The 13,844-nt window shown below is 69.5% G+C and carries 13 protein-coding genes; 4 read left to right on the top strand and 9 right to left on the bottom strand.

Annotated features, from left to right (window positions below):
• Positions 1-263 precede the first annotated feature (263 nt).
• On the top strand, positions 264-1,283 hold the full coding sequence (locus tag ACFXJL_RS03565; protein WP_358876313.1) for an ATP-binding cassette domain-containing protein: 1,020 nt from the start codon (positions 264-266) through the stop codon (positions 1,281-1,283).
• On the top strand, positions 1,280-2,131 hold the full coding sequence (locus ACFXJL_RS03560; RefSeq protein ID WP_358876312.1) for an ABC transporter permease: 852 nt from the start codon (positions 1,280-1,282) through the stop codon (positions 2,129-2,131). Before ACFXJL_RS03565 ends, ACFXJL_RS03560 begins: the two co-directional genes overlap by 4 nt.
• Before the next feature lie 135 nt (positions 2,132-2,266).
• Here ACFXJL_RS03560 and greA read toward each other — a convergent pair whose 3' ends face one another.
• Positions 2,267-2,764, bottom strand: a complete 498-nt coding sequence (greA, locus tag ACFXJL_RS03555) for a transcription elongation factor GreA (RefSeq protein ID WP_358876311.1) — start codon at positions 2,762-2,764, stop codon at positions 2,267-2,269.
• A gap of 352 nt (positions 2,765-3,116) precedes the next feature.
• Complete coding sequence (locus tag ACFXJL_RS03550; protein WP_358876310.1) at positions 3,117-3,518, bottom strand: DUF4307 domain-containing protein; 402 nt, start codon at positions 3,516-3,518, stop codon at positions 3,117-3,119.
• A 174-nt stretch (positions 3,519-3,692) separates the two neighbouring features.
• Here ACFXJL_RS03550 and mca point away from each other — a divergent pair, with 174 nt between their 5' ends.
• Together mca and ACFXJL_RS03540 are read left to right on the top strand one after the other, a co-directional pair.
• On the top strand, positions 3,693-4,574 hold the full coding sequence (gene mca / locus ACFXJL_RS03545) for a mycothiol conjugate amidase Mca (RefSeq protein ID WP_384631557.1): 882 nt from the start codon (positions 3,693-3,695) through the stop codon (positions 4,572-4,574).
• Positions 4,567-4,800, top strand: a complete 234-nt coding sequence (locus ACFXJL_RS03540) for a hypothetical protein (protein WP_329022724.1) — start codon at positions 4,567-4,569, stop codon at positions 4,798-4,800. The genes mca and ACFXJL_RS03540 overlap by 8 nt, the downstream gene beginning before the upstream one ends.
• Positions 4,801-5,124: 324 nt before the next feature.
• Here ACFXJL_RS03540 and ACFXJL_RS03535 read toward each other — a convergent pair whose 3' ends face one another.
• From ACFXJL_RS03535 to ACFXJL_RS03505, 7 genes are all read right to left on the bottom strand, one after another.
• A complete protein-coding gene (locus ACFXJL_RS03535) occupies positions 5,125-6,642 on the bottom strand; it encodes a class I adenylate-forming enzyme family protein (RefSeq protein WP_384688842.1) in 1,518 nt (505 codons plus the stop codon).
• A 127-nt stretch (positions 6,643-6,769) separates the two neighbouring features.
• Positions 6,770-7,585, bottom strand: a complete 816-nt coding sequence (locus tag ACFXJL_RS03530; protein ID WP_384688839.1) for an ABC transporter ATP-binding protein — start codon at positions 7,583-7,585, stop codon at positions 6,770-6,772.
• On the bottom strand, positions 7,582-8,574 hold the full coding sequence (locus ACFXJL_RS03525) for an ABC transporter ATP-binding protein (protein ID WP_384688837.1): 993 nt from the start codon (positions 8,572-8,574) through the stop codon (positions 7,582-7,584). The genes ACFXJL_RS03530 and ACFXJL_RS03525 overlap by 4 nt, the downstream gene beginning before the upstream one ends.
• Entirely contained in the window at positions 8,571-9,503 is a 933-nt protein-coding gene (locus ACFXJL_RS03520; protein WP_384688834.1) for an ABC transporter permease, read from the bottom strand. The genes ACFXJL_RS03525 and ACFXJL_RS03520 overlap by 4 nt, the downstream gene beginning before the upstream one ends.
• Complete coding sequence (locus ACFXJL_RS03515) at positions 9,500-10,447, bottom strand: ABC transporter permease (RefSeq protein ID WP_384631547.1); 948 nt, start codon at positions 10,445-10,447, stop codon at positions 9,500-9,502. The genes ACFXJL_RS03520 and ACFXJL_RS03515 overlap by 4 nt, the downstream gene beginning before the upstream one ends.
• 13 nt (positions 10,448-10,460) lie before the next feature.
• Positions 10,461-12,131: an ABC transporter substrate-binding protein gene (locus ACFXJL_RS03510; RefSeq protein WP_384688830.1), complete on the bottom strand. Its 1,671-nt coding sequence runs from the start codon at positions 12,129-12,131 to the stop codon at positions 10,461-10,463.
• A gap of 30 nt (positions 12,132-12,161) precedes the next feature.
• Positions 12,162-13,835 (bottom strand): CocE/NonD family hydrolase, encoded by a 1,674-nt coding sequence (locus tag ACFXJL_RS03505; protein ID WP_384688827.1) that lies wholly within the window; start codon positions 13,833-13,835, stop codon positions 12,162-12,164.
• Positions 13,836-13,844 lie beyond the last annotated feature (9 nt).

The following is a 13,844-nucleotide window of genomic DNA, read 5'->3' as shown; positions in this document are numbered from 1 at the left end:
GCCCGGACCTGGGCGGGAGCCTCCCGGCGCTGTCGGAGGACCCTTCACCGTCGGGACACCTCGGCGATGGAAGGCGCGATGTATCGCGATATTCATCTTGAGACTCGCGATACATCGCGTTAGTGTGCTCCTCGTTGCGCCCCCAGTGGACGTTGAATCGGGCGCAACATATCCGTAGAAATGTTTTGATACAGGGCATTCTGGTGTGGGCCCGCAGCTCCACCACCGTGCCCCGAGCCATCTGCCACCATGGGAGTCCCCATATGCCAGGCGCGATTTATGCCGAAGGGCTGGTCAAGACCTTCGGCGAGGTCAGGGCCTTGGACGGCGTCGATCTCGACGTACCCGAAGGTACGGTTCTCGGACTGCTCGGCCCCAACGGCGCCGGCAAGACCACGACCGTGCGCGTTCTCACCACCCTGCTCCAACCGGACAGCGGCAAGGCCGTCGTCAGCGGCATCGATGTCCTCAAGCACCCCAACGAAGTCCGCCGATCCATCGGCCTCTCCGGCCAGTTCGCCGCCGTCGACGAGTATCTGACCGGCCGGGAGAACCTCCACATGGTCGGCCAGCTCTACCAAATGAGTTCGCGCGACGCCAAGGCGCGGGCCGCGCAGCTCTTGGAGCGGTTCAACCTCGCCGATGCCGCGGATCGGCCCGCCAAGACCTACTCCGGCGGTATGCGACGCCGGCTCGACCTGGCCGCCGCCCTCGTGGTCTCCCCGCCCGTGATGTTCATGGACGAGCCCACCACCGGTCTCGACCCCCGCAACAGGCAGCAGCTCTGGGAGGTCATCCAGGAACTCGTCAGGGGCGGTACGACACTGCTGCTGACCACGCAGTACCTGGAGGAGGCCGACCATCTCGCCGACACCATCTGCGTCGTCGACCACGGGCGGGTGATCGCCCGCGGCACCGCCGACGAACTCAAGGCGCGCACCGGCGGGGAGCGCGTGGAGGTCGTCGTCCACCAGCGCGATCAGATCGACCCTGCCCGTGAGGTGCTCGCTGGCCTCGGCAAGGGCGAAGTGGCCATCGCCGAGCACACCCGCAAGCTCACGGTCCCGGTCGCGGGCGGCGCCAAGCTGCTCGCCGAGGTCATTCGGGACCTCGACGCCCGAGGGGTGGAGATCGACGACATCGGACTGCGTCGACCGACCCTCGACGACGTCTTCATCTCGCTCACCGGACATGCCGCCGAGATCGCGGCCGAAGAAGCCGAAGAGGCGGACGCCGCAGGTCGGCAGGACGGCCGTGACGGCCAGAACGGGAGGACGAAGTGACCACCACGACGGAGGCCGCCAACCTGGCGGCCCCCCAGCCCCGTGGCGGCATCGTGCAGTCCGTACGCGACTCACTCGTCGTCGCCCGACGGAACCTGATTCGCATGACCAGGATTCCCGAGGTCATTCTGTTCGGGCTCATCCAGCCGGTGATGTTCGTGGTGCTGTTCAGCTACGTCTTCGGCGGTTCCGTGAGCGTCGGCGGCAGCACCAGCGCCGTTGACTACCGCAACTTCCTGATGGCGGGCATCTTCGCGCAGACCGTCACCTTCGCCACGGCGGGGTCGGGCGCGGGCATCGCCGATGACATGCACAAGGGGCTGATCGACCGGTTCCGGTCCCTGCCCATGGCGCGCGGTGCGGTGCTCACCGGACGTACGCTCGCCGACCTCGTCCAGACCACGCTCACCATCGTCGTGCTGGTCATCGTGGCCCTACTGGTGGGCTGGCGCATCCACGAGGGCATCCCCAAGGCGCTCGGCGCCTTCGGCCTGCTGCTCCTGCTCGGGTATGCGTTCTCCTGGATCGGCGCCCTGATCGGGCTCTCGGTCCGCACCCCCGAGGCCGCCACCTCGGGCGGGCTGATCTGGCTCTTCCCGGTCACGTTCATCTCGAACGCGTTCGTCGACTCCAGCCAGATGACGCCGTGGCTGCGGCACATCGCCGACTGGAACCCCTTCAGCGCCACCGTTCAGGCGTGCCGCGAACTCTTCGGCAACCCCGGGGTCTCGCAGTCCGACGCCTGGCCCATGCAGAACCCGGTGTGGGCGTCGCTGATCTGGTCCATCCTGATCATCGTCGTCTTCCGTTCGCTGGCGGTCCGCAAGTACCGCTCGGCGGCCGTCTGACCTCCTCCCGGGCGCCAATGCCCGCAGGACATACGCCGAGGGGCCGGATCGCTGATGCGATCCGGCCCCTGTGTTCATCCGGCTCGGTGAACCGCGCGCCCCGACCGTCAACCGAACCGGTCGGGCGGCGGCTGCTCAGCCGCCGTAGGGCTTGGCGGCCAGGATCTTCACCGAAGCGCTCTTGCCGTTCGGCAACTCGTACTGCGCGGTGTCGCCGACCTTCTTGCCGTTCACACCCGTGCCCAGGGGGGACTGCGGGGAGTAGGTCTCGATGTCGGAGCTCGCGTACTCGCGCGACGCCATCAGGAAGGTGAGGGTGTCGTCCTCGTCACCGTCGAAGGCGATCGTCACCACCATGCCGGGCTCCACGATGCCGTCGTCGGCCGGCGACTCGCCGACCTTCGCGGTGTCCAGGAGCTGGGTCAGCTGGCGCACTCGGAGCTCCTGCTTGCCCTGCTCCTCCTTGGCAGCGTGGTACCCGCCGTTCTCCTTCAGGTCCCCCTCCTCGCGCGCAGCTTCGATCTTCTTGGCGATCTCGATGCGCGCGGGACCAGACAGGTATTCCAGCTCGGCCTTGAGCTGGTTGTACGCCTCCTGGGTGAGCCAGGTGACGTTCTCGCTGGTCTGGGTCACAGGTGCTCCTCGTAGGTACTGGGAATACAAAGCATCGCCCTACCCAGAAGGATGATGCCTTCCCGGGTGGGCGAAACCACGACCCTAACAATTTCGTGGCGGAAGGGGGAGAACAAAAGCCATCAGACATGCGTCTGTGCAGGTCAGTGTCGGAATCCAGCCCTCGGCGTCGAGATTTCGACAGCGGCCGGGACGCCTTATCTCACTGGTTGCTGCCCTGGCGCCACCCTGCGTTGCCACTGGGGCGGCCGGGAGACCTGTGGTTCATGGGTCGAGTTCGGGACAATCGCTCTGGCGTGTCGAACCCGTCGAATCCATGTCTCGAACCCCGGCAGGAGTCCGCCCAGAGGCCCTAGCCAACCGTGCAGCCGGCCAGCTCCGCGCTGGTCGCGAGTGCCGTCGTACGGATCTTGACCACCTGGTCGATCCGGTTCTCGCCGGCGGGTACCGGCACTTCGAGCCAGCCGACCTCCGCGCCGTCCTCGGACCGGGAGCGCACGGTGCAGCTGCCCTTCGCCGACTCGTCCTTGCGGATCTCCAGATGCAGCTGGACCTCGGTCTTGGACACCACCGAGAACTTGATCACCTCGGCGCTGATCTTCTGCCCCGCGATGTAGTCGTAGCCGAACCAGCCGACCATGCCGACGAGCCCCACGCCCAAGATCGCGCCCAGCACCTTGAGCTTGCGGTCGGCGCGCTGGTCAGCGGAGCGCCCGTAACGACCCTCGGGAAGCTGGTCGCGCACGGCGGTCATGGTCTTTCCTCCAGGACTGGGGGACGCCGGAATTTTCCCTCCCCCGATTCGGTCACTATAGAAGCCCCCCGAGACGTCCCGACCGCCGCCCCGTATGACGTCCCGGCAGCCGGCCCAGCCGGACAGAACCATTTTTGTTGCGCTATATCGCTACGAGTCATTGAGGATTGAGTCTTGACTGAGCAGCTGAGGCTGATGGCCGTTCACGCCCACCCCGACGACGAGTCGAGCAAGGGCGCGGCCACCATGGCCAAGTACGTGTCCGAGGGGGTGGCCGTGCTGGTGGTGACCTGCACCGGAGGCGAGCGCGGTTCCATCCTCAACCCCAAGCTGGTGGGCGACTCCTACATCGAGGAGAACATCCACGAGGTTCGCAAGAAGGAGATGGACGAGGCCCGCGAGATCCTCGGCGTCGACCAGGAGTGGCTGGGATTCGTGGACTCGGGACTTCCCGAGGGTGACCCGCTGCCCCCGCTGCCCGACGGCTGCTTCGCCCTGGAGGACGTGGACCGCGCCGCGGGACGCCTGGTGCGGTCGATCCGCTCCTTCCGTCCCCAGGTGATCACCACCTATGACGAGAACGGCGGCTATCCGCACCCCGACCACATCATGACCCACAAGATCACGATGGTGGCCTTCGAGGGGGCGACGGATGCCGAGCGCTTCCCCGAGGACGAGTTCGGCCCGGTGTGGCAGCCGCTGAAGCTCTACTACAACCAGGGCTTCAACCGGCCGCGTACGGTCGCGCTGCACGAGGCGCTGCTCGCCCGCGGTCTGGAGTCCCCCTACGGGGAGTGGCTGGAGCGCTGGAAGGAGTTCGAGCGCGTGGAGCGGACGCTGACCACGCATGTGCCGTGCTCGGAGTTCTACGAGATCCGGGACAAGGCGCTGCTGGCGCACGCCACCCAGATCGACCCTGACGGCGGCTGGTTCCGGGTGCCGCTCGACCTCCAGCGCGAGGTCTGGCCGACCGAGGAGTACGAGTTGGCGAAGTCTCTGGTCGATACCTCCCTCCCCGAGGACGACCTCTTCGCGGGCATCCGCGACAATGCCTGATATGAGCGCAAGCGCAAACCTCGCAATGACGCACGCGGCGACCCTCGCCAAGGAGCTCGACGAGAACAAGGTCACCCCCGGTGTCCTCGGCTTCCTCGTCTTCGCGGCCCTCGCCCTCGGTGTCTGGTTCCTGATGAAGTCGATGAACCGGCATATGCAGCGGGTCAACTTCGAAGAGGCCGAGGACCCCAAGGCGGAGCGGACCCCGCGGGCCAACAGCGCCTGAGTCGGCCGGAGCGCCGCCGTCCCCCTGCGGGCCGAGAGGCCCGGGGCGGTGGCCCCGGCTCCGGCTGCCCTCGGCGGTCACCCACAGTGACGACATGGGGGCGGAGGGGTCTCCTACGGTGGTGGTCCGCGGTCGTCGTCTTCGGTCGTCGTCTTCGGTCGTACGGCTTTCGTCGCGCCTTTTCGGCCGCGAAGCCCCCGCTCTTGACGCGGCGAGCGACCCCGCTGGAGACGCTGCGAGGACGGGGAGCGAGCAACGACGAGGACCGGCCGGGGAAACCGGCCGGTCCTCGTGGTTTTCGGACCCTCCCGCGCGTACGGGGAGTCAGTGGTCGAACGTGGTGATCAGCGCCCGCCGCATGATCTTCCCGGTGGATGTCTTCGGCAGATCGGACACGAAGCGGATCAGGCGGGGCCGCTTGTAGGCGGCCAGCCGGTCCGCCGCGAAGGCGGACAGCTCCTCATCCGTGGTGTGCGCACCCGGCGCCAGCACCACATAGGCACAGGCCAGCTCGCCCTTCACCGGATCGGGCACCGGGCCGACCGCGACCAGCGCCACCGCGGGGTGCGCGGCCAGCACCCGCTCGATCTCCGCGGGGTAGACGTTGTAGCCCCCGGTGATGACCATGTCCCCCCGGCGGTCCACGATGAAGACGTGCCCGGTGGCGTCCATCGTTGCGATGTCCCCCGTGCGCAGCCAACCGTCGGCGTCGATCGCTCGGGCACTCGCCTCCGGATCGCCGTGGTAGCCGAGCATCACGATCGGACCCCGGACCAGGAGTTCGCCCGGTACGCCGCGGGCGGCAGTGCGGCTGAGGTCGTCGAGATCGGCGATCCGCACCTCCACTCCGGGCAGTGCCACCCCGATGGAACCCGGTACCGCGGGCGCGTACGGGCTGTGGGTGGTGCCCAGACCCGAGATCTCCGTCATCCCCCACAACTCGATCAGGGGGGCGCCGCTGCGCTGTTCCCAGCGGTTGATCGTCGTCGTGGGAATCGTCTGGCCGCCGACCGTGCACCGGCTCAGCGACGACAGGTCAGCCCCGCCGAGCGCGGGATCGGCCAGCATCATCGCGTACATGGCCGGTACGCCCTCGAAGAGGGTCGCCCGGTGCTCGTCGATCAGTCCGAGTGCGGCGGCCGGGGCGAAGCGCTCCATGAGGACCACGGTGCCGCCGACGAGGAACGTGCCGTTGATGACGACATTGCCGTACACATGGGGTGCGGGCAGTGCGGTGACCACCACGTCGTGCTCGGTGCGGGCGTGCATGGTGGCGGTCATGGCGCAGTTCAGCAGGACGGCACGATGGCTCTGCACCGCTCCCTTGGGATGGCCGGTCGTCCCGGAGGTGTAGCCGATGGTGCAGGGCAGGTCCGGGTCCGTGGTGACCTGGGGGGCCGGCCCTTCGAAGGCGGTCAGTTCGGCGAAGTCGACCGCGCCGTCCGCGGGGCCGCCGAACGAGACGACCGTCCGCAGCTCCGGCAGCTCCCGGGTCAGCTCGGCCACCGCGGCGGCCTGCTCGACCGAGGTGAACACCGCCGCAGCCCCGCAGTCGCGCAGGACATAGGTGAGCTCCTCCCGGGTGAGCATCACATTGACCGGGTTGACGACCGCACCCGTACGGAGCACGCCGTGATAGGCCGCGACCCACTCCCATCGGTTCTGTGCGTACAGCGACACCGTTTGACCGGGCCCGACGCCGCGGTCGGCGAGGGCCGCCGCCACCCGGTCGGCCAGCAGGTCGAGTTCGGTGAAGCTGAGCGTCCGGTCCGTGGTGATCAGTGCGGTCTTCGCACCGAACCGGGCCGCTGCCCGACGCAGGATGTCTCCGGGTCCGTTCACTGGTGCCTCCGTCGAGCTCGCGTACACGGTCGGGTCGGGATCGAGAAGTGGCGCGTTCGGCAGGCCGGCCGGGTGGCACGGGTCCACGCGGGGCGACGGGCCGGCACCCGGCGAGCGGGGCAGGGGCTCATGGTGTGCCCCGGGCGGGGACGCTCTCGCGCAGCCGCTGGGTGTACGCGTGCCGGGGGTGGTCCAGGACCCGTTCGGTGGGGCCCTGTTCCACGATGTGGCCGGCTTGGAGCACCAGGACCTGATCGGCCATGTGTCGTACGACGGCCAGATCGTGGGTGATGAAGATGTACGCGACCCCGGTGGTGTCGCGGATGTCGCAGAGCAGATTGAGGATCTGGGCCTGGATGGAGACGTCAAGCGCGGAGACCGCCTCGTCCAGCACGATGACCCGGGGATCGGCGGCGAGGGCGCGGGCGATGGCGACCCGTTGGCGCTGGCCGCCCGAGAGGCCCGACGGCAGTGCCGCGGCCTGGCGCTCGTCGAGGCCCACGGATGCGGCGATCTCCATGACGCGGTCGGCGCGGTCGGTTCGGCTGAGGCGGGTGTGCAAGCGCAGGGTCTCGTCGATGGTGTCCCGGGCGCTCTGCCGGGGGTCGAGCGAGGTGTAGGGGTCCTGGAAGACCATCTGGAGTTGGCCGCCGCGCCGATGGCGCTCGGCGGTCCTCCGGGCGGGACTGCTGCGGTCGTGGCTCAGTACGGAGATCGTTCCGGCGGTGGGGCGTTCCAGCCCGGCGAGCATCCGGGCGGTGGTGCTCTTGCCCGAGCCGGATTCGCCCACGATGCCCAGGCATTCACCTGCGGCCACCTGGAAGGTCGCCCCGGCGAGCGCGACGAACTCGCCCCGCGGGGGACCCAGGGGACCCGGGGTACCGGTCGGATACACCTTGCGCAGGTCCCTTACGTCGACGACGGGCTCCGGGGGTGCGCTCATCGGGTCACCTGCCGGGAAGTGGGAGCGGTGGAGATATCGGCCAGCCGGTCGCAGCGCACCAGCCCGTCCTGTCGTACGGCCAGCGCAGGCCGGGACTGCCGACATGTGTCCACGGCGTGGGCGCAGCGGGTGGCGAACGCACAGCCGGGCGGCGCTTCGAACGCGGACAGCGGGCGGCCGGGCACCACGGGCAGACGCGCGGCACGGACGTCGGGGGCGGGCCGGGCGGCGAGCAGCCCGCGCGTGTACGGATGGAGTGGTGTGCGGACGAGCGACTCGGCCCGGCGCACCTCCTGGAGACAGCCGGCGTACATGACGGCGACCCGGTCGCAGAAGGTCGCCGCGAGATCGAGGTCATGGGTGATGAAGACCAGTGCGGTGCCCTCCTCGCGGCGCAGTTCATCGAGGAGCGAGACGACCTCGGACTGGGTGGTGACGTCGAGGGCCGTGGTGGGTTCGTCGGCCAGGATCAGCCCGGGGCGAGCGAGGAGCACCGAGGCGATCATGACGCGCTGGAGCATGCCGCCGGACATTTCGTGCGGGTACTGGCGCATCCGGCGCGGCGGGTCCTCGATGCCGACCCGGTCCAGCATCTCGACGGCGGCCTTGTGGGATGCGGTGGTGCGGTCGATCTCGGTGAGGAAGTCGCCGATGCGCTGACGGGGATCGAGATGGGCCCTGGCGTCCTGGAAGACCATCCCGATCCGACGGCGGGCCACGGTTGTTGCCGCCAGCCCGACCCGGCCCTGGGCGCTTCGCCCGTAGAGGTCGGTGCCGTCGAACCGGACGTCGCCCGTCACGGTGTGGCCGTGCGGCAGCAGACCCATGACGGTCCGGGCGGTCATCGACTTGCCGGAACCCGATTCGCCGACGACGCCCAGCGCTTCGCCGGGGGCGACCGTGAGCGTGAGATCGGTGATCACCGGGCGCGGGGCGCCGTCGATGGGGATGCTCACGGACACCCCGTCGAGGTGGAGCAGGGGGTTCACGGGGTCCTCCCGGTCGACTTGGACGCCCGACGGGTGCGCCGGGGACGGGTGTCGCCGCCGAGGCGGTCACCGAGGAGCATCAGCGCGACGACGGTCGCCACGATCAGCGTGCCGGCGTACACGACCTGGGATGAGTGGCCCTGGAGGACCGCTTGGGCGTCGTTGACGAGGACGCCCCAGTCGGCCTGGGGGGATTGGACGGCCAGACCGAGGAAGGACAGGGCCGCCAGATCCATCAGGGCACTGGCGAAGGCGATGGGTATCTGCGCACCGACCACGGGGCTGATGTTGGGCAGCAGATGGCGCAGGCAGATCGTGGTGCCGCTGTGCCCCTGGACGGTGAGCGCGGCGATGTACGGCATGGCGCGTTGACGCAGGGCCGCGCTGCGGGCGACCCGGGCCACGTACGGCAGATAGGCGACGGCGAGCGCGAGGACCGCGGGCGCAGGTCCGGGGCGGAAGACGGCGACCGCCAGGACGGCGAGGAGGATGGCGGGCAGCGAGAACACGATGTCGAGGAAGCGACCGACGACCGCGTCGAGCCAGCCGCCACGCCAGGCCGCCGCCAGGGCGAGCGGTAGTCCGATCACCAGGCTCAGCAGCACGACCAGGGCGGGTCCCAACAGGCTGGTGCGGGCGCCCCAGATCAGCCGGGACGCGATGTCCCGGCCGGTGCCGTCGGTGCCGAGGAGATGGTCGCCGCCGGGCGGGGCGTAGACGTTGAGCAGGTCCTGCGCATCGGGATCGTACGGTGCGACCACGGGGGCCAGCAGCGCCGTCGCGATCATCAGCGCGATCCATCCGAGCGCGATCAGGCCGGCGATCCCCAACCGGTCGCGCAGGCGCTTCCCGGCCGGGGTGGCAGCCGGGGGAGCGGGCGCGGTCGATGCGGGCGATGCGGCCACCGAAGGGGGCTGGGTCGTCGTCATGCCGTGCCCTTCTGCCGCAGTCGGGGGTCGAGGAGTTGTTGGGCGATGTCGACGGCGAGGTTGGCCAGGACGAACGCGGTGACCATCAGCAGGGTGACGGCCTGCACGGTCGGGAAGTCCTTCTGGTTGACGGAGCCGATGAGGAGCGAGCCGAGGCCCGGCAGCCCGAAGGCGTTCTCCACGACCACCGTGCCGGCGAACAGGGCGGCGACGAGCAGCCCGCCGACGGTCACGATGGGCGGCGCCGCATTGGGCAGGACATGACGGCGCACCACCTGCCGGTGGGGAATGCCGCGCGCCCGGGCGGTCTGGGCGTACTCCTTGTCCAACTCGGCGCGCACGGCGGCCCGGGTGACCCGGGCGAGCAGTGCGGACGAGATCAGGGCGAGGGAGAGCGCGGGCAGGACGAGGGCGTGCAGTCGGCCGATGAACCCGGCGTCACCGGCGCCGTAGGCCGGGAACCAGTCGAGCCGGACCGCGAAGACCGAGATGCCGATCGAAGCGGCGACGAACGCGGGGACACCGGCCGTCACCGCGGTCACGGCCGACACCAGGTCGTCGATGCGGCCGGGCCGAAGGGCCGAGAGCAGCCCGAGGCCCAGACCGATGACGGCGATCAGCACCGCGGTGACCGCCACCAGGGAGAGCGTGGTGTCGAACACCGCGCCGATCCGGGTGGCGACGGGCTGGTTCCCCACGAAGGAGGTGCCCAGATCGCCCTGGAGGGCGTCACCGAGCCAGTGCAGGTAGCGCACCATGAACGGGTCGTCGAGACCGTACTGCTCCCGTACCGCTGCGCGGCGTTCCGGGGTCGGGGTGCTGTTGCCGAGGAGGACCGATTCGGGGCTGCCCGGCGCGAGGTAGAGCGCCGCGAAGACGACGAAGCTCGATACCGACAAGGTGACGAACAGCCCCGCCAGGCGGCCGGCGAAGAATCGCATCATGGTGCGCGCCGCCTTAGGGAGCGCCGACGGAGGCGGCCCAGGGGCGGCCCATGTAGGCGAAGGTCAGGGGAACGCCCGCGACTTTGTCGCTGAGGTAGACCGTGGCGCGGGGGGCGACGATCGGAATCCAGGGCAGGTCTTTCGCCAACTGCTTCTGGGCCTCGATCAACAGGCCGGCCCTGGCCTTGTCGTCGGTGGTGCCGAAGGCGCTCCTGATCTTCTCGGTGACGGTCGGGTTGTCGTAGCCGCCGTAGTTCTGCGGGCCGTCGGGGGTGGCGATGAAGCCGTACAGGAACGCCGGTTCCATGACCTGGATGTAGTTCATGGTGAGGAAGGCGTCGTAGGGCTTGCGGGCGGCGGGGTCGATGAACATCTCCCCGTACTGGGCCAGGGGCAGCCCGACGATCTCCAGGTCCAGGCCGATCGCCTTGCCCGCCTGCTGGAGGGTGGTGGCGACGCTGGAGTACAGGTCGATGCCGGTGGGGTAGGCGAGCTTCACCTTGCGGCCGGTGGCGCCCGCTTCGGTGACCAGCTTCTTGCCCCGGGCCGGGTCCTTCTTGATGGTGAGCTCGTCGTACGCGTTCTGGTACTGGTTGCGGGCGTACCCCCAGGTGCCGGGGCCGGCCACGGTGTACAGCGGGTCGGCCGCACCGGAGAAGATGCTGCGGGCGATGCCCTCGCGGTCGATGGCGGCGGAGAGCGCCTGGCGCACCCGGGCGTCGGCCAGCGGACCGCCCTTGAGGTCGCTGACGATCAGATCGAGGTTCTGTGGCGAACTGCCCTCGGCGCCGGTCCACAGTTTCCCGCCGCTCGCCTTGCCGAGGGTGGGCACCAGTTGGGAGGGGATGTTGAAGCCGCCGTCGACGGACTTGCCTGCGATGGCGTTCGACAGGGCCTTGGCGCTCGCGGGGAAGACGAAGGTGACCTTCTTGGAGCGCACGGCCGACGGGTCCCAGTAGTGGTCGCTGCGCTCCAGCGCCAGATCGTTGGTGCCGTCGAAGGAGGTGACCCGGTAGGGGCCGGTGCACAGCACCCCGCCTGCCGGAGTGCCGAGGGCGGCACCCTTCGCCTCGGCGTGCTTCTTGCTGAGGACGGAACCGCCGAGGGTCGCCAGGACGTTGACGAAGACCGCGTCGGGCTTCTTGAACTTGATGGTGATCGACCGGTCCGATGCGCCGGTGCCCGCGGTGATCGATGCGACGTTGGCGTACAGGGAGCTGTACGAGGACACCACGGCCGGGTTCATGTTGCGTTTGAGGCTGAACACGACGTCGTCGATGGTCATCGGGGTGCCGTCGGTGAACTTGACCCCCTCGCGCACGGTGAAGGCCAGGGTCTGCGGATCGGGCTGCTTCCAGGAGGACGCCAGTCCCGGGGCCAGGGTGTAGTCGCTCTTGACCCGCAGCAGCGACTCGCAGATGTTGGGCAGCACGGTCTGCTCGGGATAGTCCGCGTTCTTGATCGGGTCGAGGCTGTACGGGGCCCGGTAGTCGCCGTACCAGGTGTACGAGTCCAGGCCACCGGTCGCCGTCGGGGTGTCCGTGCGGCCCTTGGCGAAGGACTCCGGCTTGTCGGCGTCGCCGCCCCCGCCGCCGCACGCGGTCAGGGCGAGGGCACTGGCCACCAGGCCGACCAGGGCGGTGCGCGCCGGTCTTGAAGTGCGTGGTGATATGTGGAGATTCATGAGGGATGTCTCCTAGCGTCTGTCGAGCGTCTATGCGGAGCCGTCGGAGACGGTGAGGGTCAGGTGCGTGCGGTCGCCGCCGATGCGCAGGGTCTGCTCGGCCGGACTGAACTTGGTGGCCTGCCACAGGTCCCCGTCGGTGCCGGGATGCGGCGCGTACAGCGGGAAGTCGCTGCCGCAGATCTGGAGGCGCAGCCGGTGGCCGGGCCGCAGCCGGTAGCCGGTGTGGCCGAGGTCGACCCGGACGCTCTGCGGCCCCTGACCCGAGATCAGGCACTGACCGCGCACGATCATGCGGGCGGAACCGTCGGGGGAGACGTCGTGGAGCTTGACGAAGAGGTGTCCGGCGGCGGCGCTGGTCTCGATGTCGACCGTGGCACCGACCGGGCCGACCAGGTCGAGGGGGACCTCGACCGGTGCACCGGTGAAGGTCGCCACATCGGGCCGGCCGTGCAGATGCTGCTCGTCGGGGTATTCCTGGAGGTGCACCCACGGGTCACGGACCGGAGACGGTACGGGATCGAGCGGGTCATGCGTCCAACGGACCGCTGTCGGCCGCTGCTCGGCGGTCTCGGTGAGGGTGCCGCCGTCGGCGCTCGCGGTGGCCAGCGATGCTCCGGCCGGGTGCAGCCGCAGTTCCCGGGTGGCGGGCGGCGGCCAGGAAGCGGCGGTGCGCTCGCCCTCGTGCCCCTGGTACCAGACGGCCCGCGGGAAGCTCCCGGGGTTGCCGCGCCCGCCGACGAAGGCATCGAGGAAGTCGAGGGTACGACCGAGGTAGCGCGGCAGGACCGCGTCCAGCACCGACTCGTGGACCCCGTGGTCCAACTCGGGCGGTACGGGCGCCTGGTCGAGGTGGTAGGTGTGGTGGTCGCAGGCGTCGGCGTCGAGGTAGGCGTGCTCGCGCCAGCGCGGGTCGGCGAGTTGCGCGGTGTGGTCGCGCATCGATGCGTCGATGAGGTTGTCGAACCAGCCGACGCGGTGCAGTACGGGCACGGGCCGACCCGCCAGCGGCGCCCGGGTGCGGAACGGGTCGACGAGCGGGCGCCCCGAGATCACGCTGTCGACCGCGGCGGAGCGGTGACCGATCGCGGCGAACGCGTCCTCGAAGAGGTCCCGCAGGGGTCGTACGGACCAGTCCACCTCATAGGCGTACAGGTTCTTGTCCACCCACATATGGGCGAAGTAGTTGGCGAAGTACAGGCACAGCGCCTGATCGGTGCCGCTGCCCGCGAGATCGCTGAGGTCGGAGATCTCCATGCTGGTGACCCGGGGGACGATGGCGCGCAGCGCCGGATGGCCGCCCGCTGCCCCGGCCCACTGCGTGTAGCCGTGGTAGGAGTCGCCGACCATGGCGACCGATCCATTGGACCAGGGCTGGGCGGCGACCCAGTCGAGCGTGTCGTACGTGTCCTCGATCTCATGGACGAACGGCACGGTGTCGCCCTCGGAGCGGAACTTGCCGCGCACGTCCTGGGCGATGAAGACATAGCCGCGCTCCAGATAGAGCGGTGCGATCTTGTGCACCGCCATATAGGCGCTGGCCTTGTCGTAGGGCAGACGGCTCACCACCGCGGCGTGCTTGCGCGGGGACGCCGGCAGATAGACGTCCGTGGCGAGGCGGGTGCCGTCGCGCATGGAGATCAGGTGCTGTTCGGCGCCCTCGTGGAGCGGGGACGGGCCGATCCGCAGGAACGGGACGGTCATGGGATTCCT

The organism is Streptomyces sp. NPDC059256 (genome assembly GCF_042753785.1).
Lineage (GTDB): Bacteria > Actinomycetota > Actinomycetes > Streptomycetales > Streptomycetaceae > Streptomyces.
Note: the sequence above shows the minus strand (reverse complement) of the source record. Positions and strands in the feature narration are given on the sequence as shown.